Source organism: Synechococcus sp. BS55D (genome assembly GCF_004332415.1).
GTDB lineage: Bacteria > Cyanobacteriota > Cyanobacteriia > PCC-6307 > Cyanobiaceae > Synechococcus_C.
Genome location: NZ_PHQT01000005.1, coordinates 113,744 through 130,515 on the forward strand (window position 1 = coordinate 113,744; position 16,772 = coordinate 130,515).

23 protein-coding genes are annotated in these 16,772 nt (G+C 64.1%); 15 read left to right on the forward strand and 8 right to left on the reverse strand.

Annotated features, from left to right (window positions below):
• Positions 1–22 precede the first annotated feature (22 nt).
• From ffh to CWE16_RS11405, 4 genes are all read left to right on the forward strand, one after another.
• Positions 23–1,513, forward strand: coding sequence for a signal recognition particle protein (ffh, locus tag CWE16_RS11390; RefSeq protein ID WP_131595515.1), 1,491 nt, complete (start codon positions 23–25; stop codon positions 1,511–1,513).
• Positions 1,514–1,591: 78 nt separating this feature from the next.
• On the forward strand, positions 1,592–2,029 hold the full coding sequence (rpsP, locus tag CWE16_RS11395; RefSeq protein WP_131456231.1) for a 30S ribosomal protein S16: 438 nt from the start codon (positions 1,592–1,594) through the stop codon (positions 2,027–2,029).
• An 8-nt stretch (positions 2,030–2,037) separates the two neighbouring features.
• Positions 2,038–3,048 carry a PhoH family protein gene (locus CWE16_RS11400; RefSeq protein WP_131595517.1) on the forward strand — a complete coding sequence of 337 codons (1,011 nt, stop codon included), beginning with the start codon at positions 2,038–2,040 and terminating at the stop codon, positions 3,046–3,048.
• 75 nt (positions 3,049–3,123) lie between these two features.
• Positions 3,124–3,858: a Bax inhibitor-1/YccA family protein gene (locus CWE16_RS11405; protein ID WP_131595519.1), complete on the forward strand. Its 735-nt coding sequence runs from the start codon at positions 3,124–3,126 to the stop codon at positions 3,856–3,858.
• A 61-nt stretch (positions 3,859–3,919) separates the two neighbouring features.
• Here CWE16_RS11405 and CWE16_RS11410 read toward each other — a convergent pair whose 3' ends face one another.
• Positions 3,920–4,441: a hypothetical protein gene (locus CWE16_RS11410; protein ID WP_131595521.1), complete on the reverse strand. Its 522-nt coding sequence runs from the start codon at positions 4,439–4,441 to the stop codon at positions 3,920–3,922.
• Between the two features lie 64 nt (positions 4,442–4,505).
• Here CWE16_RS11410 and era point away from each other — a divergent pair, with 64 nt between their 5' ends.
• From era to larB, 6 genes are all read left to right on the forward strand, one after another.
• Complete coding sequence (era, locus tag CWE16_RS11415; protein WP_131595523.1) at positions 4,506–5,432, forward strand: GTPase Era; 927 nt, start codon at positions 4,506–4,508, stop codon at positions 5,430–5,432.
• Between the two features lie 36 nt (positions 5,433–5,468).
• Entirely contained in the window at positions 5,469–5,939 is a 471-nt protein-coding gene (locus CWE16_RS11420; RefSeq protein ID WP_131595525.1) for a phycobiliprotein lyase, read from the forward strand.
• 5 nt (positions 5,940–5,944) lie between these two features.
• Positions 5,945–6,655 carry a tRNA (guanosine(37)-N1)-methyltransferase TrmD gene (gene trmD / locus CWE16_RS11425; RefSeq protein WP_131595527.1) on the forward strand — a complete coding sequence of 237 codons (711 nt, stop codon included), beginning with the start codon at positions 5,945–5,947 and terminating at the stop codon, positions 6,653–6,655.
• Between the two features lie 41 nt (positions 6,656–6,696).
• Entirely contained in the window at positions 6,697–7,182 is a 486-nt protein-coding gene (ispF, locus tag CWE16_RS11430) for a 2-C-methyl-D-erythritol 2,4-cyclodiphosphate synthase (protein ID WP_131595529.1), read from the forward strand.
• Between the two features lie 110 nt (positions 7,183–7,292).
• On the forward strand, positions 7,293–7,637 hold the full coding sequence (locus tag CWE16_RS11435) for a TIGR03792 family protein (protein WP_131456542.1): 345 nt from the start codon (positions 7,293–7,295) through the stop codon (positions 7,635–7,637).
• Positions 7,634–8,302: a nickel pincer cofactor biosynthesis protein LarB gene (gene larB, locus CWE16_RS11440; RefSeq protein ID WP_131595531.1), complete on the forward strand. Its 669-nt coding sequence runs from the start codon at positions 7,634–7,636 to the stop codon at positions 8,300–8,302. The genes CWE16_RS11435 and larB overlap by 4 nt, the downstream gene beginning before the upstream one ends.
• On the opposite strand, the gene CWE16_RS11445 is transcribed toward larB, so the two are convergent.
• The 6 genes from CWE16_RS11445 to CWE16_RS11465 all read right to left on the reverse strand — a co-directional run bounded on the left by CWE16_RS11445 (position 8,291) and on the right by CWE16_RS11465 (position 12,145).
• Positions 8,291–8,470, reverse strand: a complete 180-nt coding sequence (locus CWE16_RS11445) for a hypothetical protein (RefSeq protein ID WP_131595533.1) — start codon at positions 8,468–8,470, stop codon at positions 8,291–8,293. The two genes, larB and CWE16_RS11445, sit on opposite strands and share 12 nt — an antisense overlap.
• 64 nt (positions 8,471–8,534) lie before the next feature.
• The gene (locus CWE16_RS12045; protein WP_161567588.1) at positions 8,535–8,702 is read right to left on the reverse strand and encodes a hypothetical protein; all 168 of its coding nucleotides are present in this window, start codon (positions 8,700–8,702) and stop codon (positions 8,535–8,537) included.
• 94 nt (positions 8,703–8,796) lie between these two features.
• Entirely contained in the window at positions 8,797–9,774 is a 978-nt protein-coding gene (locus tag CWE16_RS11450) for a DUF1517 domain-containing protein (protein ID WP_131595535.1), read from the reverse strand.
• Between the two features lie 33 nt (positions 9,775–9,807).
• Positions 9,808–10,023 (reverse strand): sulfur carrier protein ThiS, encoded by a 216-nt coding sequence (thiS, locus tag CWE16_RS11455; RefSeq protein ID WP_131595537.1) that lies wholly within the window; start codon positions 10,021–10,023, stop codon positions 9,808–9,810.
• Positions 10,024–10,034: 11 nt separating this feature from the next.
• The gene (locus CWE16_RS11460) at positions 10,035–11,081 is read right to left on the reverse strand and encodes a thiamine phosphate synthase (RefSeq protein WP_131595539.1); all 1,047 of its coding nucleotides are present in this window, start codon (positions 11,079–11,081) and stop codon (positions 10,035–10,037) included.
• A gap of 137 nt (positions 11,082–11,218) precedes the next feature.
• Positions 11,219–12,145, reverse strand: a complete 927-nt coding sequence (locus tag CWE16_RS11465) for a bifunctional riboflavin kinase/FAD synthetase (RefSeq protein ID WP_131595541.1) — start codon at positions 12,143–12,145, stop codon at positions 11,219–11,221.
• A gap of 61 nt (positions 12,146–12,206) precedes the next feature.
• On the opposite strand from CWE16_RS11465, the gene CWE16_RS11470 reads away from it, so the two are divergent.
• On the forward strand, positions 12,207–12,782 hold the full coding sequence (locus tag CWE16_RS11470) for a DUF3611 family protein (RefSeq protein ID WP_131456257.1): 576 nt from the start codon (positions 12,207–12,209) through the stop codon (positions 12,780–12,782).
• Here CWE16_RS11470 and surE read toward each other — a convergent pair.
• The gene (gene surE / locus CWE16_RS11475; RefSeq protein WP_131595543.1) at positions 12,767–13,576 is read right to left on the reverse strand and encodes a 5'/3'-nucleotidase SurE; all 810 of its coding nucleotides are present in this window, start codon (positions 13,574–13,576) and stop codon (positions 12,767–12,769) included. The two genes, CWE16_RS11470 and surE, sit on opposite strands and share 16 nt — an antisense overlap.
• 71 nt (positions 13,577–13,647) lie before the next feature.
• Here surE and pheS point away from each other — a divergent pair, with 71 nt between their 5' ends.
• From pheS to CWE16_RS11495, 4 genes are all read left to right on the forward strand, one after another.
• The gene (pheS, locus tag CWE16_RS11480; protein WP_131595545.1) at positions 13,648–14,655 is read left to right on the forward strand and encodes a phenylalanine--tRNA ligase subunit alpha; all 1,008 of its coding nucleotides are present in this window, start codon (positions 13,648–13,650) and stop codon (positions 14,653–14,655) included.
• A gap of 67 nt (positions 14,656–14,722) precedes the next feature.
• Positions 14,723–15,631: an NAD(+) kinase gene (locus tag CWE16_RS11485; RefSeq protein ID WP_131456544.1), complete on the forward strand. Its 909-nt coding sequence runs from the start codon at positions 14,723–14,725 to the stop codon at positions 15,629–15,631.
• Positions 15,628–16,314: a winged helix-turn-helix domain-containing protein gene (locus tag CWE16_RS11490; protein WP_370318296.1), complete on the forward strand. Its 687-nt coding sequence runs from the start codon at positions 15,628–15,630 to the stop codon at positions 16,312–16,314. The genes CWE16_RS11485 and CWE16_RS11490 overlap by 4 nt, the downstream gene beginning before the upstream one ends.
• 2 nt (positions 16,315–16,316) lie before the next feature.
• A complete protein-coding gene (locus CWE16_RS11495; protein ID WP_131595547.1) occupies positions 16,317–16,772 on the forward strand; it encodes a DUF192 domain-containing protein in 456 nt (151 codons plus the stop codon).

Here is a 16,772-nt window from a genome sequence, read left to right on the forward strand (position 1 = left end):
AAGCCCTGTTGGAAGCCCCTCCATGTTTGACGAGCTGTCAGCCCGCTTTGAAGACGCGGTCAAGGGGCTGAGGGGGCAGGACAAGATTTCCGAGACCAACGTTGATGGGGCTCTAAAAGACGTGCGTCGGGCCCTGCTCGAGGCTGACGTGAGCCTCCCAGTGGTCAAGGACTTCGTCGCGGAAGTCCGCGAGAAGGCGGTGGGGGCTGAGGTGGTGCGCGGGGTCAGCCCCGATCAAAAGTTCATCCAGGTGGTGCACGATCAGCTGGTGGAGGTGATGGGTGGCGGCAATGCACCCCTTGCCAAGGCTGAGCAGGCGCCCACCGTGGTGCTGATGGCTGGTCTGCAGGGCGCCGGTAAGACCACCGCGACCGCAAAGCTCGCCCTGCACCTCAAGGACCAGGGACGGCGGGCCTTGATGGTCGGGGCAGACGTGTATCGCCCCGCGGCGATCGAGCAGCTCAAAACCCTTGGTGCTCAGATCGATGTTGATGTGTTCAGCCTCGGAGCTGAAGCCAAGCCGGAGGACATCGCCGCTGCTGGCTTGGCCAAGGCCAAGGAGGAGGGATACGACACCCTGCTCGTCGATACGGCGGGCCGGCTCCAGATCGACACCTCGATGATGGAGGAGATGGTGCGGATCCGTTCTGCGGTGCAGCCCGATGAGGTGCTGTTGGTGGTGGATTCGATGATCGGCCAGGAAGCGGCCGAGCTCACCCGCGCATTCCATGAGCAGGTGGGCATTACCGGGGCGGTGCTGACCAAGCTCGATGGCGATTCCCGCGGTGGTGCAGCGCTCTCGATCCGCAAGGTGAGCGGTCAGCCGATCAAGTTCATCGGCACCGGCGAGAAGGTCGAGGCCCTGCAGCCTTTCCATCCCGAGCGGATGGCGAGCCGCATCCTCGGCATGGGGGATGTTCTGACCCTGGTGGAGAAAGCCCAGAAGGAAGTGGAGCTCGCCGATGTGGAGAAGATGCAGAAGAAGTTGCAGGAGGCGTCGTTTGACTTCTCCGACTTCCTTCAGCAGATGCGCCTGATCAAGCGGATGGGCTCCCTCGGGGGCTTGATGAAGATGATCCCAGGCATGAACAAGCTTGACGACGGCATGCTCAAACAAGGCGAGCAGCAGCTCAAGAAGATCGAAGCGATGATCGGCTCGATGACACCTGCGGAACGGACGCAGCCTGAGCTCCTGGCCGCCCAGCCCTCCCGTCGTCGCCGCATTGCCGGCGGCTGTGGCTATCAGCCGGCGGATGTGGACAAGGTGCTGGCCGATTTCCAGAAGATGCGGGGCTTCATGCAGCAGATGACCCGTGGTGGTGGGATGCCTGGAATGCCCGGGATGCCCGGTATGGGTGCTGGGATGCCTGGGATGGGCGGATTCCCCGGGATGCCGGGTATGGGTGGCATGCCCGGGATGCCCGGCATGGGCGGTCCGGGTCGCGGTGGTCGTGGTGGAGCTCCGAAGCGGCAGCGCCCGGCCAAGAAGAAGAAGGGTTTTGGGGAGCTCTGACCCGTCGCAGGGTATGGTGGCTGTTTGGCGCGCGACTCAGAGTCAGCGCCGAGTTCCACCCTCAGAAGCAGCGCCACGATGATCAAGCTCCGCCTGAAGCGGTTCGGTAAGAAGCGGGAAGCGAGCTTCCGCCTCGTGGCCTGCAACAGCACGTCACGCCGTGACGGACGCCCTCTCCAGGAGCTGGGCTTCTACAACCCCCGCACCAAGGAAACCCGTTTGGACACAGAGGGTTTGCGCGCCCGTCTCAGCCAGGGAGCTCAGCCCACCGATGCAGTGCGTTCCCTCCTCGAGAAGGGTGGCCTGATCGAAAAGACTGTCCGTCCCGCCGAAATCGTGGGCAAGGCCAAGCAAGCTGCTGCTCGGGAAGCTGCTGCTAAGCAGGCTGCCAAGGAAGCTGCAGAAGCCAAGGCCGCTGCTGAGGCTGAGGCCAAGGCTGCCGCTGAAGCTGCTGCCGCTGAAGCCGAGGCTCCCGCCGGTGATGAAGCCGCTGCGGACGAGACCGCCGAGGCCTGATCCACGCCATGACCGAAGCTGCCGCGCCGGGTCGCTTCGTCTTTGATCTTCCCCATCCCGAAGCAGCCCTCGCCCTTGCAGGGCCCTCGGAACAGACCCTGCGTCAGCTGGAGGCCCTCACAGGGGTCTCTCTGGTGATGCGGGGTCTTCAACTTGAAATCAGTGGTCGACCCAGCCAGTTGGAGCGGGCCGCGGCGGTGGTGGAGCTGCTGCGCGCCTTCTGGCAGGAGGGGCAGAGCGTCTCTCCTGTGGATCTTCAGACCGCTCTGCAGGCCCTCGATACCGGACGTCATCAGGACCATCAGGCCATGGGGCAGCAGGTGCTGGCTCGCTCCCAGCGAGGTCAGTTGCTGCGGCCCCGCACTCTGCGCCAGAAGTCTTATGTGGAGGCGATGGAACGCCATGACCTCACCTTCGCCTTGGGTCCGGCAGGGACCGGTAAGACCTTCCTGGCCACGGTGCTGGCCGTGCGCATGCTCACGGAGCGCAAGGTCGAGCGTCTGATCCTCACTCGGCCCGCCGTTGAGGCAGGCGAGCGTCTCGGTTTTCTGCCAGGGGATCTGCAGCAGAAGGTGGATCCTTACCTCCGTCCCCTCTACGACGCGCTCCACACCCTCATGGGTCCTGAGAAAACCACGGCCCTCCTGGAGAAGGGGATGATTGAGGTCGCTCCGCTGGCTTACATGCGCGGTCGAACCCTGGCTGAATCCTTCGTGATTCTCGATGAAGCCCAGAACACCACACCGGCCCAGATGCGCATGGTGCTCACCCGTTTGGGGGAGCGTTCCCGCATGGTGGTGACGGGTGACATCACCCAGGTGGACCTGCCGCCCGGGCAGATGAGCGGTCTGGTGGAGGCCTCACAGGTGCTGGAGGGTGTGGAGGGTGTGGCGGTGTGCAAACTCACAGCAGCCGATGTGGTGCGCCACCCCTTGGTGCAACGTGTGGTGGAGGCCTATGCCCGGCGTGACGATCGACGGAAGCCGACGCGATCAGCGGCTCACCCCGGTGAGCGCTGATGGGGAGATCCGCACCTGGGATCTGACCACAATCTGATCAGCCCTGCCAGAGTGTTTCCAGTGATCTGGGGCACCATGCCTGCCAGCAGCAATTTCCAGGAAGCCATCCGTCAGGCGCAGTCCAGCGCTTTGGTGGGGCCCAATGTCGTCAATAAAGCCCTCCCCTACGTGGGGGGTGGCATGGTGCTCACCGCCGGTGGCGTACTGGGCGGCATGGCCACGATGGCTTCGATCGGTTACGGCGCCTTCAACACCCTGTCGCTGATCGCGATCATCCCCTGGTTCATCCTCTTCTTCGTGGCCCAGAACGCCGCGAACAAGGCCAACAACGGCACAGCCCTGCCGCTGATGGCCACCTTCAGTTTGCTCACCGGCTTCACCCTCACCGGGCTGGTGGTGCAGGCCATCGCCGTTGCTGGTGCTGCCTCGATTGGCATTGCAGCCCTCGCGACCGGCCTCACCTTCGTGGTGGCTTCGATCGCGGGCCGTCGCATGAGCGACAGCGTTGGTCAAGCCCTCAGCGCTGTGGTCGGCCTCGGCCTGATCGGTCTGCTGATCGCGATGGTGGGCATCTTCATCGCCGGCTTCTTTGTGCCCGGCATCTTTGCGGCCACCAACCTGGCGATTGCTGGTTTCGGCACCGTGCTCTTCGTGGGCATGGCCTTCGTGGATTTCTACACGATGCCCCGCACCTACCGGGATGATCAGTTCCTGGCCGGCGCCCTGGGGATGTATCTCACCTACATCAACCTGTTCATCTTTGTGCTCCGTCTGATCATTGCCCTGCAAGGAGGCGGCCGCCGCGATTGAACACGGTGACCTCCTCGATCAGTGCGTTCACCCCGGCTTATCAGTCGGGGTTTTTTGTTGGCTAGCGATCGGCCACGGCTTCGACGGAGTCACCGATCGCCTGTTTCTGCCGGTCGTCATAGCCCCAGCGCTCAAGGAAGGCCAGGTCGTCACCTCGGCTGTGATGGGCCGCCTCCAGCAGGGTCTCAAGACGCTCTTTGACTTGGTGGGGATCCAGCTGGCGCAGCAATTCGCAGCACCGGGCGTTGACCCGCTCCGAGCCAGCGGCCTGCTGCTCATCGCCGTTGTTGCGGTGGTGGACCACCATCGCCGCGCTCATGGCCAGGTTGCGGGCGGTGAGATCCACCACGCCATCGCCCGCTTCCCGCAGCTTGATGACGAGTGGTTCCGGCAGCCGATCCATCAGGGCACTGTCGCCGGCAAGGCTCACCACGAAGAAGCCGCGGGCGCCATCGCGACTGGCGACCAGCTCAGCCACACGATCGGCCATCACTTCATCACTGATTTCCTCCCCATCCCATTGCTGCAACCAGCTGGCGGCGATCTCCATCGCCTGCTGAAAGGTGGGTTCAAGCGTGCTCATGACTGCTGTCATCCTCGCGCTCAGCCTATGGGCAGGTGGTGGGCCCAGAGGCGATGCTGAAGGCATGGAAGCTTCCTCACAGCCCTACCGCTCCGGTTTTGTGGCCCTAATCGGTCGGCCCAATGTGGGCAAGTCGACCTTGGTGAATCAGCTCGTGGGCGACAAGGTGGCGATCACATCACCGGTGGCGCAAACGACACGCAACCGGCTGCGGGCGATCCTCACCACCCCGGAGGCCCAGCTGATTTTGGTGGATACTCCTGGGATCCATAAACCCCATCACCTGCTGGGGGAGCGGTTGGTGCAAAGCGCGCGCGCGGCCATCGGTGAGGTGGATCAGGTGTTGCTGCTTCTGGAGGCCTGCGAAGCTCCTGGTGGCGGTGATGCCTTCATCGTCAATTTGCTGCGTCAGCAGCGCCTGCCCGTGCAGGTGGTGCTCAACAAATGGGATCTGGTGCCCCCCGCCAGGAAGCCGGAGGCGGACGCGGCCTATCGGGAGTTGCTCGACGGCAGCCATTGGCCGGTGCACCATTGCTCTGCCCTCGATGGCCAGGGCTGCGCGGAGCTGGTGACGGCGGTGAGCGCGCTGATGCCGGAAGGGCCGCAGTTGTACCCCCCTGACATGGTGAGCGATCAGCCGGAGCGGTTGCTGATGGCAGAACTGATTCGCGAGCAGGTGCTGACCCACACCCGTGAAGAGGTGCCCCACAGCGTGGCGGTGCAGATCGACCGGGTGGAGGACATGCCCTCGAAGGGCAAGGGCAAGCCCCGCACCGCCGTGCTCGCCACCGTGCTGGTGGAACGCAAGAGCCAGAAGGGGATCCTGATCGGCAAAGGGGGGGCGATGCTCAAAACGATTGGCCAGGGCGCCCGCCTGCAGATGCAGACCCTGATCGATGGTCCTGTCTATCTGGAGCTGTTCGTGAAGGTGGTGCCCGATTGGCGAAGTAAGCCGGCTCGGCTTGCGGAATTGGGCTATGCCGAGGAGTGAAGACGGCTGGGGGACCAGGGCTGAGAAGATAGGCGGATGACCGACCTCCCCTTCCCGCCCACTGATCTCGGCGCGTTCCTGCAACTTTGCGACGGGCGCTGGATGAGTCTGCGCAGCGTGTTCCAGCTCGATGGTTCCGAGGACTGGCACAGCAGTGAGCGTGGGGAGCTGGTGATGGAGTGCGTGGAGGGGGCGTCTGACGCTGGCCCCAGCCTGGAGGTGCGGAACGGTGAGGGACGTCAGCTAGCTTCAATGCGTTTCGCCGCAGACGGTGTCTTGGTTCTGCAGGCAAGCCAGGGCGATCAGAGTGGCCAGTGGCAACTGCACGGTGATGGCTGTTTGGAGCTGACCCTGCCCGCTGAGGCTGGCGCCAGCCTGCGCGAGCGGATCTGGTTCACCAAGGCGAATCTGCGCCTACGAAGCACCACCCTGGTGGATCGGGACGGGACGCCGAGGCAGGCCAGTTTCTGCTCGGAGATCCGCCGGGTCACGGCTCCCGGCTCCTGATCGCAATGGCTGCGTTCCGCCTGGATGTGGTGAGCGTGGCTCCCCATGCCTTCGCCCCTCTCGAAGAGCTGGGTGTGATCGGTCGAGCCTTCGCTGCCGGCATTGCCGAGCTGCACCTTCATAATCCTCGCGATTACGCCACCGATCGCTATCGCAAGGTTGACGATGAGCCCTATGGCGGTGGCGCTGGCATGGTGCTCAAGCCGGAGCCGGTCTATGCCGCCGTGGAGGCGATTCCGGTGCTGCTCCGGCGCCGCGTGTTGCTGATGACACCGCAGGGGACGCCCCTTGGCCAGTCGGATCTGCAGCGCTGGGCTGACGATTGCGATCAGCTCGTACTGCTCTGCGGGCACTACGAGGGTTTTGATGAACGGATCAGACCTCTGGCGGATGAGGAGGTGTCGTTGGGGGATTTTGTGCTGACAGGTGGTGAGCTGCCGGCGATGACGATCATCAACGGGGTGGTGCGTCTCCTCCCGGGCACCGTCGGCACGGCCCATTCGCTCGTGGAGGAAAGCCATAGCGATCTGTTGCTCGAGCATCCTCACTACACCCGCCCCGCAGAGTTCCGCGGTCTGTCCGTGCCCGATGTGTTGCGCAGTGGCGATCATGGCGCGATCGAACACTGGCGGCAGCAGCAGCGCGAGCAGCGAACCGCGGAGCGCAGGCCAGACCTCTTCACCCGCTGGCAGCAACAGCAACAGCAACAGCAGTAGGGCTGTCGGTCATCAAGAATGGATGCCTTGACCTAGGCCCTATGCAGCTCCGCATCGGCAACGGCTACGACATCCACCGTCTCGTGCCAGGGCGGCCACTGATTTTGGGCGGTCAGCGACTGCACCATCCCGATGGCCTCGGCCTAGACGGGCACAGCGATGCCGATGTGCTGGTGCACGCGATCATGGATGCCTTGTTGGGGGCGTTGTCGCTCGGCGATATCGGCAAATACTTCCCCCCCGATGATCCCCGCTGGAAGGGGGCCGACAGCCTGGTGCTGCTGGAGCAGGTCGTGGCTCTTGTCAGGCAGCGCGGTTGGCAGGTGCTGAATCTCGATTCGGTAGTGGTCGCTGAGCGCCCCAAGCTCAAACCTCACATTGAGGCGATGCGCTGTGCCATTGCAACGCGCATCGGCATCGAACCCGAGCAGGTGGGGGTGAAGGCCACCACCAACGAGAAGCTCGGCCCTGAGGGGCGGGAAGAGGGAATCTCTGCTCAGGCGGTCGCGCTGCTTCAGGCCCTGTGACCCACCACTCAGTGACCCGCCACTTTTCAGGATTGCTGCGTAGGGTTTTGAGCCTTGCCCTGTTGTTGGCTGTGCTGTTCAGCTCCCCTGCCCAGGCGCGTTTCGCCGCGATGGCTGATCCGCAGGGTGGCGACGACGCTGCGGTGATCGAGCATCTCAAGGTGAAGGTGCCGGAGGCCGCCCGGCAAGCTTGGCTGGAGGCGGAGCAGGGCAGCTGGGAACCCTGGCTTGCCCACCAAGAGGGGTTTCTGGGGCGTGATCTGCTCTGGGATCCCGAGGCCGAGGAAGGCACCTTGCTGATCCGCTGGAGCAGCAGGGAAGCCTGGAAAGCGATTCCAGAACAGGAGGTGGAGGCTGTGCAACAGCGCTTTGAGCAGCTAGCCCGTGAGGGCACAGGGCAGCGTCAGGGCAATCCATTCCCGCTGGTCTTTGAAGGGGAACTGCTGCCGCAATGACCGTGACAGCTCATCTCGACTGGGATCGTCGCCGTCGCTTAGGCATCAGCGAGGCGATCTGGGGGGAGCACAAGACGGCTGAGCAGATCGCGGCGATTCTGGAGTCGTTCCACGGCCGCGGCGAAGCGGCGCTTGTGACACGCGTGGATGCTGCCAAGGCCGCTGATGTGGCGGCGTTGCTGCCTGATCTTCTCCTTCAATGGCACGATCAGGCCCGGTGCCTCAGCTGCGGTCACCGTTCCCTTGACGAGAACGCTTCTGAGGCGCCAGTCACGATCCTGAGCGGTGGCACCAGTGATCTTCCGGTGGCCAAGGAAGCGCAGCTGGCCTTGGAGTTCCATGGAGTGGCCGCCTCTCTGATGCTCGATGTGGGAGTCGCGGGTCTGCACCGCCTCCTGGAGCGTTTGCCGTTGTTGCGCTCCTCGAGAGTGCTGATCGCCTGCGCCGGCATGGAGGGTGCTCTACCCACCGTGCTGGCTGGGTTGATGCCCCAGCCGGTCATCGGTGTGCCCGTGTCAGTCGGCTACGGCGTCAGTGCTGGAGGACGGGCGGCCTTGGACGGCATGCTGGCCAGCTGCGCCCCTGGACTCGCAGTCGTCAACATCGACAACGGCTATGGCGCTGCGATGGCTGCGTTGCGCATCCTGCATGCGTCAGTCGACTGAGGCGTCGAAGGAGGAAGGCAGCAGGCCACTGGTGTTCTCAGAGCCATCCAGTTCAAGCATCTGCTCCACCCAGAGCTGCATGGAACGGGGCAACAGGCCCTGTTCGTAACGCAGCATCGCTTCCATCAGGACGGGTGAGTTCACCCACTGAATGGGTCTGCTAGCCATGCGTCAGACAGTGCTGGCCAAACGATGCGTCAGGCTTCCCCCGCCGGCAAGGGGGGTGATGGGATCAGTCGGCTTTGTCGTACTTACTGCCCAGACGCCAAAGTTCATTGCTGTGGGTCGGCGACTCCACATCCCTGAGGTGACGCACCAGCTCGAACAGATCGCCCTGATCAAGCTCTCCGTTGTTCTGCCATTGCATGGCACGGGGATCGGGGCGAGAAGTGGGTGCCAAGGAGGGAGTTCTTAATCAACTCAAGCTAGGCAGCGAGAGCTTGATTGCCTCGGAGAGCTCAACCTTTGGAGTGGAAGATTTTCTGAAGCTTCGCTCAGAGATGCTGCATGTTCGGGTATGCCGTCACGAGCTCGTCGGCGCTGAGCACGTCTCCGGCTCCGTCGGGCTGCCAGATCACTTCGAGGGCGATCAGGTCGCTCGAAGCGGTGGATCCGAGGATGCGCAGGGCTTCCCGTAGCCCTTCACCGGTCTCGACTTGTTGAAGCGTGACCGGCCGACGGCTTGCCACTAAGACGGTGACGGCGATGTAGTCATTCGTTGCATCGGCATCGCCACGGTCTTGCTCGGAGGAGCTGCTGCTCTGGCCGTTGACGTTGCTGGTGAGTTCAGCGCGCAGTTTGCTGCGTTCCGTCATCGAGAGGCGATTGAACGTGGCTTCCGCGGCGTTGAATGGCACGTTGCCGGTTTCGACATTCGCGTAAACCCAGAGGTCTGGTTGGCGCAACAGGGCGAGGGTGGTTTCCTGCAGCACCCGTTGGAGGCCACTGGGGGTGCTGGTATCGGCGGAGGCTGCCAGCTGGCGCAGGTCGTTCTGCAGGGCCTTGGCGCTGGCGAGCAGTCCGATCTGCATCTGGATCATGGTCACCGGGCCGGCGCTGATGGCTCCGCCGCCGTAGCGCTCTCCCGCCAGGGCGTTGTTGGCGCCGCCACCACTGCCAGCCCCACGGAAAGCATTCACCAGCACCCCCACAATCGCCATCAGGATCAGGAAGCCGAACAGGCCCCCTCCGCCGAAACCGAAGATCGGGATGATGAACGGAAAGCCGATTCCACCGCCGTAGCCGCGGTTGTAGCCACCGCCATAGCTGCGGCTGTAGCCACCGCTGCGGGGCATTGAGGGAGCGCGGAAACTTCCGCCTCCGATCCGGCCACCGCTTGCGGCCTCACTGGCTTGCGGTTGGATCACCAGCAGGCCGATCAGGAGTGCTGGCACCAGGAGTGCCGAGAGGCAGCGGTTCAGCAGCCTCTTCAGGGAGCGGTTCGGAAGAGGTTGGCTCCGGGGAATCGGCATGCTTTGCAGACTGGACTCATCGGTGCAACGACTCTAGGAACCACCGCCCACGATGGTGACGATCTCCAGGCTGTCACCGTTCTGAATCGGCTGGTCCTGCCAGCGATCAGGGGTCAGGATCAGCCCGTTGAACTCCACCACCACCAGCCGGGGGTGATGCCCCAGTTGCTCGATGGCTTCCGCGAGATGCTGCGGAGCTGGTGAAAGTTCGCGGCGTTCGCCATTCACCTGCAGTTGGAGTGTCGCCATGGGGAGGGGAATCAGCCGAGGGTTGCCAGCAGCTCGCGGCTGGCAACCAGGGGGTCGGTCGCTTCCATGATCGCTCGCACCACCGCCACGCGGGTGGCACCGGCTTCTCGAACCGGTGCGATGCGAGCGGCATCGATACCGCCGATGGCGTACCAGGGGATCGTGGCGTGGCGACTGGCCTCTCGCACCCAATCCAGGCCTCGGGCGCTGCGATCCGGTTTGGTGGCGGTGGCGAAAACGGGGCCGACCCCGACGTAGTCGCAACCTTCCTGCTGCGCTCGCAGCAGTTGATCCAGCTGATGGGTGCTGCGACCGAGCAGTCGCTCTTCACCGATCAGGCTTCGGGCTTCAGAGGTGGGGAGATCGTCTTGACCGAGATGCACGCCATCGGCATCAACCAGTAGGGCTAGATCGATGCGGTCGTTGACGATGAACAAGGCCTGATGCCGCCGGCAGAGCGCAGCCAGCGCTAGCGCCTCCTCCAGACGTGTGCGGTCATGGCCTTGCTTGGCCCGGTATTGCACGAGCGTCACTCCCGCCTGGAGGGCGGCTTCCACCTGCTGAACCAGGCCTTCAACCGGTGACGTGATCAGGTAAAGGTGGCTGGTTTGCAGTTGGCTCAGACGCTGCTGGCGTCGCCCAGCCCGCTGAATCGTCATCTCCAGGTCATAGAGGCCGTAGCGGATCGATGCGGCGGAGTGGGCCAACTCAGCGTGGGTTTCCCGCGCGAATTCTTCAAGCACCCGTAAAGCCTCCTGCACCCTGGCGCAGTTGGCGGCCACAACCGCCTGGGTCTCTGTGCGTTGCTGTTGGGCGGGATGGCTCAGGCCGGCGCCCGTATCCGTGGCTGTGGAGCGGGCCTGTTTGTAGCTGTCGTGATGCAGCGCTCCCAGCTGCTGCCGCCAGTCCTTGAGGGTGACCACCAGGTCCTTGCGATCGAGGCCGAAGCGGCACCAATCCTCAACAACCCGCAGTCCCTCGCGGGCTCGGTCGAGATTGGCGTCGATCAGCCGAGCCACACGCAGGTCGCGGAGGGGGGCGACAACCATCGATTCCATGGCAGTCTTGGCAGGATCGCATGCTCCCAAGCGGCCATGGACAACGGTGGATCCGAGAGCACGATGCACGTGCTGGTCTGGGGGATCGTTCTGCTGGGTGGAATCGGCGTGTTCATCGTCTGGGGGCTGACGAACGCTTACCCCACCGGTGTCTGAAGCAGCATCCGTGCCTGCTGGGCATCGCGGCCGATCTGGGCGCTCAGGGCTTCCAGTCCTGCAAAGCGTTCCTGACCCCTGAGACGTGTCACCGGCTCCACGGTGAGTTCGCGGCCTTCCAGCTCCATTTGGGTATCGAGCAGATGCACCTCGACCGCTGACGGAGAGGTGGGATCCACGGTGGGTTGCGGGCCCAGGTTCATCACCGCTGGCAGGGGTTGATCTTGGTCGCCGACGATCGCCCAGGCTGCATAGACCCCCAGTCCGGGTAGGAATTTGCGGCCATCCACCTGGAGGTTGGCCGTGGGCCAGCCCAGTTCGCGCCCAAGGCCCCGTCCGCGTACGACCCGTCCGCTGAAGCGGTAAGGGCGCCCGAGCAGCTGGGTCGCAGCGTTCAGGTCTCCCTCACTGAGGGCGTTTCGGATTCGACTGCTGCTCATGCGTCCTCCGTCGTCCTCCAGGATCGGCAGCACGCTGACTTTCACGTTGGCTTGCTCGCAGAGCAGGCGCAGGGTGTTGGTGTCACCACTGCGGCCACGGCCAAAGCGGAAGTTAGCTCCCACAGCGATGTGGCGCGCCTGGAGAGCCTCGAGCAACACGGTGTGCACGAAGGTCTCGGCACTCAGCTGAGCCAGCTGCTGGTCAAAGGGAACGAGCACCAGCTGTTCGATCCCTAGCGGTTCGAGCAGGTTCAGTTTTTCCGACGGCAGATCAAGGCGCAGCCGCGGCTCGCCATGAAGCACCTCCCGAGGGTGGGGCCAGAAGCTCACGACGCTGGGGATACCCCCGAGCGGCTCGCGCGTGATCGCTTCGATCACGCGCCGATGTCCGGCATGGAGACCATCAAAACTGCCGAGGGCCAGGGCCGTCGGCCTGCGGGCCTGCTGAGGTGAGCAGAGGGGAATCAAGGGCAGCCGTGCATCCGGCGTTGGTTAGTGGCAAGTTTGGACGAACGCCGTTCATCCGCGCATGGCCGATCGCCTCGACTTCCAGCAGCTGGCCCTTGGGGTGCGCCGGATGGCATGGATCCGCTTCTGGATTCAGACCGCCCTTGGGGTGGTGGTGGTGGGTGTGCTGCTGTTCAACAACATCGGCGGCAGCCTGGCTCGGAACTCAGAGCGTGCCCTTGGCCTTGGCCCTGGCCTGTCGCTCACCACACTCTCGTTCTTTGTGCTGCTTTACAGCCTCTGGCAGGGTTGGTTGATCGTGCGGCTCGGGCGTGCCTTGGGCAGCAACGCCAGGCCGAGTCGCGGTGAGGCCAGCCGCCTGCTAAAGCGTGGTCTTCTCGCGGATTTGCTGGGGCTCGTGCTCGCAGCCGTTGGCTATCAGTCTTTGGCTGGAAGCCTGTTCGTGCAGGCTTCTCTGCAGGCACCGGGCTTCTTCGGGTCACCGGTGGGAGGCACCAGTGCCCGGAGCCTGGTGGGTTACCCGATCACCTCGATCGAGATGCTTTCAGTGCTGAGCAACACCCAGGTGTTGTTTGCCCACACCCTCGGGCTGATCTTCTCCCTCTGGCTGCTGCAGAGGATTTATCGGACCAATTGACCGCCCAGCCGCAGCTCCGGCAGACCACTGAGGGATCCGCGCCAGAACAGTTCTGGCTGGATCGGAGTGAGAGAAGGGGCGTGGGCCTGAATCTGGGCCACATCGGTGGGCCAGTCCCGTGGACCATCGCCGCCGGACTCCAGGTCCTCGACCACCTCCCCTGCTAGCCAGTAGTACGTGCGGCCGCGGGGATCGACGCGGGGGCTGAATTGCTCGTCGTAACGGCGAATCGAGAGGCGGGTCCAACGCAGTGGGCCCATCGTCTCTGGCCGGCAGGGAGGGATGTTGAGGTTGAGCAGCAGGTTCTCCGGCCAGCCGTCGGCCAGGGCCGCTTCGGCGATGTCGACGGCGAGCTCACCGGCGCCCTCGAAGTTGCGCCACTGGAAGCAGGCGCTGCTGATGGCCATCGCCGGCAGTCCCTCCAAGGTGCCCTCCATCGCGGCGGCCACGGTGCCGGAGCAGAACACATCGGTACCCAGGTTGGGGCCGTGATTGATTCCCGACAGCACAAGATCTGGCTTTTGATCCATCAGCTCGAACAAGGCCAGCTTCATGCAGTCGGCTGGAGTGCCGCTGCAGGCCCAGGCGGTGATGCCGTGATCAAACAGCTCATCGGCCCGCTCCGCTCGGATCGGCGTCTGCAGGGTGAGGCCATGCCCTGTGGCAGAGCGCTCCTGATCAGGGCAGACCACTGTCACCTGGTGGCCGCGGCTGGCGGCGGCGGCGGCCAGGGCCCGGATACCGGCGGCGAAGACGCCGTCGTCATTGCTGATCAGAATCCGCAGCGGGGACATGGCATCCGATGGCTCTGGGGGGAACCTAAGCGTGATGGCTGCCTACAGTCAGTCGCCGAGAATCCGATGCCGTGAGCGCCACCGTGTCACTCCAGCAGCTCACCGATCAGCTGGAGGCCCTGGAAGCTGAAGCCGCCGAGGCGATTGCCGCCGCCGCCGATGCCGAGGCGCTCGAGCAGCTGCGGGTGGGACTACTCGGGAAGAAAGGCCGCCTCTCGGGGGTGCTCGGCGCCATGGGCAAGCTTCCAGGTGATGAGCGTCCCTTGGTGGGCCAGCGGGCCAATGTGCTGAAAACCCAGGTGCAGGAGCTGCTCAGTCAACGGCTGCAGGCTGTGAAAAGCGAAGCTCTGGAGGCACGCATTGCGGCGGAAACCCTCGATGTGACGGCTCCTCCCAGTGGCATTCCCGCTGGCCATCGCCATCCCTTGATCACCACGAGTGAAGAGATCGTCGATCTGTTCTGCGGCCTTGGTTACCAGGTGGCTGAGGGCCCTGAGGTGGAGAGTGATCACTACAACTTCACGGCCCTCAACATTCCCCCGGACCATCCGGCCCGGGACATGCAGGACACCTTCTATCTCAGCGAGAACCTGTTGCTGCGGACCCACACCTCACCGGTGCAGATTCGCCACCTCGAGCAGAATCCACCGCCGGTGCGGATCGTTGCCCCTGGTCGGGTGTATCGCCGCGATGCCGTCGACGCCACCCATTCTCCGGTGTTCCACCAGGTGGAGGTGCTGGCGATCGATGAAGGGCTGGATTTCAGCCACCTGCGCGGCACGGTGATGGCGTTTCTGAAAGCCTTTTTTGGGGATCTGCCGGTGCGCTTTCGTGCCAGTTATTTCCCGTTCACTGAACCGTCGGCCGAGGTGGATGTGCAGTGGAGGGGGCGCTGGCTCGAGGTGATGGGCTGCGGCATGGTCGATCCGGCTGTGTTGGAGGGTCTGGGGCTCGACCCGGAGCGTTACAGCGGCTTTGCGGCTGGCTTGGGTGTGGAGCGCTTCTGCATGGTGCGCCATGGCATCGATGACATCCGCCGGCTTTACACGAGCGATTTGCGTTTCCTCGAGCAGTTCTGAGCCCTGGCTTAAGCCAGGGAGGCTCCACTTCTCATAAAGTGGCGGAGCTGTTGCGTGGATGCGGTCGGTGCCCCGGGTCGGACTGATCGTGAATGACGGCAAGCCATTGGCCGTTGAGACGGCCCAGACCATCCAGGCCAGGCTGGAGCGCTGCGGCCATGAGGTGGTGCGTGCCAGCAGCTCCGGGGGCATGGTCGGCTTCGCCAACCCTGATCAGCATCTGCGCCTGCTGGGCTACAACGCTTGTGTGCCTGAGGGCTTTGAGCCGAGCATGGCCCTGGCGATCGTGCTGGGCGGTGACGGCACTGTGCTTTCGGCGGCTCGCCAAACCGCCCCTGTGGGCGTGCCGATTCTCACGATCAACACCGGCCACCTCGGCTTCCTGGCAGAGGCCTATCTCGATGATCTCGACCGGGCCCTGGAACAGGTGCTCACCGAGCAATGGACGATCGAGGAGCGCGCCAGTTTGGTGGTGAGTGTGATGCGCGGTGAGCAGCGTCGCTGGGAGGCCCTCTGCCTTAACGAGATGGCGCTGCACCGCGAGCCGCTCACGAGCATGTGTCACTTCGAGATCGCGATCGGGCGCCACGCGCCGGTTGACATCTCCGCCGATGGGGTGATTCTTTCGACGCCCACGGGCTCGACGGCCTATGCCCTCAGCGCAGGGGGGCCTGTGATCACACCCGACTGCCCGGTGCTGCAGTTGACTCCCATTGCCCCCCATTCCCTGGCATCCCGCGCCCTTGTGTTCAGTGACCGCGAGCCGGTCACCGTGTTTCCCGCCACCCCAGAGCGCTTGATGATGGTGGTGGACGGCAGTGCCGGTTGCTATGTGTGGCCGGAAGATCGGGTGCTGATTCGTCGCAGCGAGCATCCGGTGCGCTTCGTGCGCCTGTCAGACCATGAGTTTTTTCAGGTGCTGCGCAACAAACTGGGATGGGGGTTGCCCCATGTCGCCAAGCCCGATCGGCCATGACGATGAACGCTCCGGTGTTGTTGGTTGGAGAGGGGGCTGTGGCCCTGGCGGCCCGACTCGAGGCGTCTGGCTATCGCCCCCTCGACTGGTCGGCTGGGATGGCCGCCGCGCTTCCAGCCGATGGCGAATCTCCTCTGGCGGCTGTGTTGGCTTCCGATCAGTCGGCTCGCGTTGCTGACCTGCGCTCCCGGTTTGGATCGATGCCGATTCTCCTTGATGTGGAGAACGACAGCGTGGAGGCCCGCGAAATTTGCCTCTCCGCAGGCGCGGACGACTTCTGGCTTTCCTCGCTCGGCACCAGCGATCTTCTGCAGCGACTGCGCCTGCATCTGCGGATTCAGGAGCGCAACGGTCACCAGCCCACCCTGCTCCAGGTGGCTGATCTGACCGTGGAGCCGACCTGTCGTCAGGTGCGCCGTGGCCGTCGTCCTGTGGCGCTTACAGCGCGGGAGTATTCGCTGCTGTTGCTGTTGCTGGCCCACCGCGGCGAGGTGCTCAGCCGCGAGCAGATTTTGAGAGAGGTCTGGAACGACGATCAGGGCACGGCGAGCAACGTGATCGAGGTGTATGTGCGCTATCTGCGCCAGAAGCTTGAAGAGGGTGGGGAAAAGCGACTGATCCATACGATCCGCGGCCGCGGCTACTGCCTCAATGACGGCATGCCTCAGATGGAGCGCCCCTGAGCGTGGAGGGTGCTCCTCCGCTTCCACCGCAGCAGCTGCCCCTCGAGGCACGCTGGTGCGTGGCCGATCGCCGCGATGCCTGTGTGCTGCTTGAGGTGGCTGATGAACCCCAGGAGCAGCGCCTCGGTCTGATGCAGCGCCCGGCCCTGCCCCCCTTGCGGGGTATGTGGTTCCCGTTCGTGCCGTCTCAGCCCCTGCGCTTCTGGATGTTCAACACGATCGCCCCGCTCGACATGGTGTTTGTGCGTCGCGGACGGGTGCTGGCGATTCAGAGCAACGTGCCCATCTGTCGGGCGCAACCTTGCCCGTCCTACTGGGCGGATGCGGATGGCAACGGCCGGGCTGATTTCGCCGATGGCGTGATCGAGCTCGGCGCTGGCGAGGCGACCAGGCTGGGCATCAAGGTCGGCCTGCCGGTGCGGATCGAGTCGATGAATGATGAGCCCTTAAGGCGCTAG

Bases quoted from the DNA above. Each gene is read 5' to 3' on its own strand.
- era (WP_131595523.1), top strand. From the start codon at position 4,506: ATGGAAGCTTCCTCACAGCCCTACCGCTCCGGTTTTGTGGCCCTAATC.
- CWE16_RS11400 (WP_131595517.1), top strand. From the start codon at position 2,038: ATGACCGAAGCTGCCGCGCCGGGTCGCTTCGTCTTTGATCTTCCCCAT.
- CWE16_RS11420 (WP_131595525.1), top strand. From the start codon at position 5,469: ATGACCGACCTCCCCTTCCCGCCCACTGATCTCGGCGCGTTCCTGCAA.
- ffh (WP_131595515.1), top strand. From the start codon at position 23: ATGTTTGACGAGCTGTCAGCCCGCTTTGAAGACGCGGTCAAGGGGCTG.
- CWE16_RS11460 (WP_131595539.1), bottom strand. From the start codon at position 11,081: ATGGAATCGATGGTTGTCGCCCCCCTCCGCGACCTGCGTGTGGCTCGG.
- CWE16_RS11405 (WP_131595519.1), top strand. From the start codon at position 3,124: ATGCCTGCCAGCAGCAATTTCCAGGAAGCCATCCGTCAGGCGCAGTCC.
- thiS (WP_131595537.1), bottom strand. From the start codon at position 10,023: ATGGCGACACTCCAACTGCAGGTGAATGGCGAACGCCGCGAACTTTCA.
- CWE16_RS11450 (WP_131595535.1), bottom strand. From the start codon at position 9,774: ATGCCGATTCCCCGGAGCCAACCTCTTCCGAACCGCTCCCTGAAGAGG.
- CWE16_RS11470 (WP_131456257.1), top strand. From the start codon at position 12,207: ATGGCCGATCGCCTCGACTTCCAGCAGCTGGCCCTTGGGGTGCGCCGG.
- trmD (WP_131595527.1), top strand. From the start codon at position 5,945: ATGGCTGCGTTCCGCCTGGATGTGGTGAGCGTGGCTCCCCATGCCTTC.
- CWE16_RS11490 (WP_370318296.1), top strand. From the start codon at position 15,628: ATGACGATGAACGCTCCGGTGTTGTTGGTTGGAGAGGGGGCTGTGGCC.
- CWE16_RS11410 (WP_131595521.1), bottom strand. From the start codon at position 4,441: ATGAGCACGCTTGAACCCACCTTTCAGCAGGCGATGGAGATCGCCGCC.
- CWE16_RS11435 (WP_131456542.1), top strand. From the start codon at position 7,293: ATGGCTGATCCGCAGGGTGGCGACGACGCTGCGGTGATCGAGCATCTC.
- ispF (WP_131595529.1), top strand. From the start codon at position 6,697: ATGCAGCTCCGCATCGGCAACGGCTACGACATCCACCGTCTCGTGCCA.
- CWE16_RS11445 (WP_131595533.1), bottom strand. From the start codon at position 8,470: ATGGCTAGCAGACCCATTCAGTGGGTGAACTCACCCGTCCTGATGGAA.
- larB (WP_131595531.1), top strand. From the start codon at position 7,634: ATGACCGTGACAGCTCATCTCGACTGGGATCGTCGCCGTCGCTTAGGC.
- rpsP (WP_131456231.1), top strand. From the start codon at position 1,592: ATGATCAAGCTCCGCCTGAAGCGGTTCGGTAAGAAGCGGGAAGCGAGC.
- surE (WP_131595543.1), bottom strand. From the start codon at position 13,576: ATGTCCCCGCTGCGGATTCTGATCAGCAATGACGACGGCGTCTTCGCC.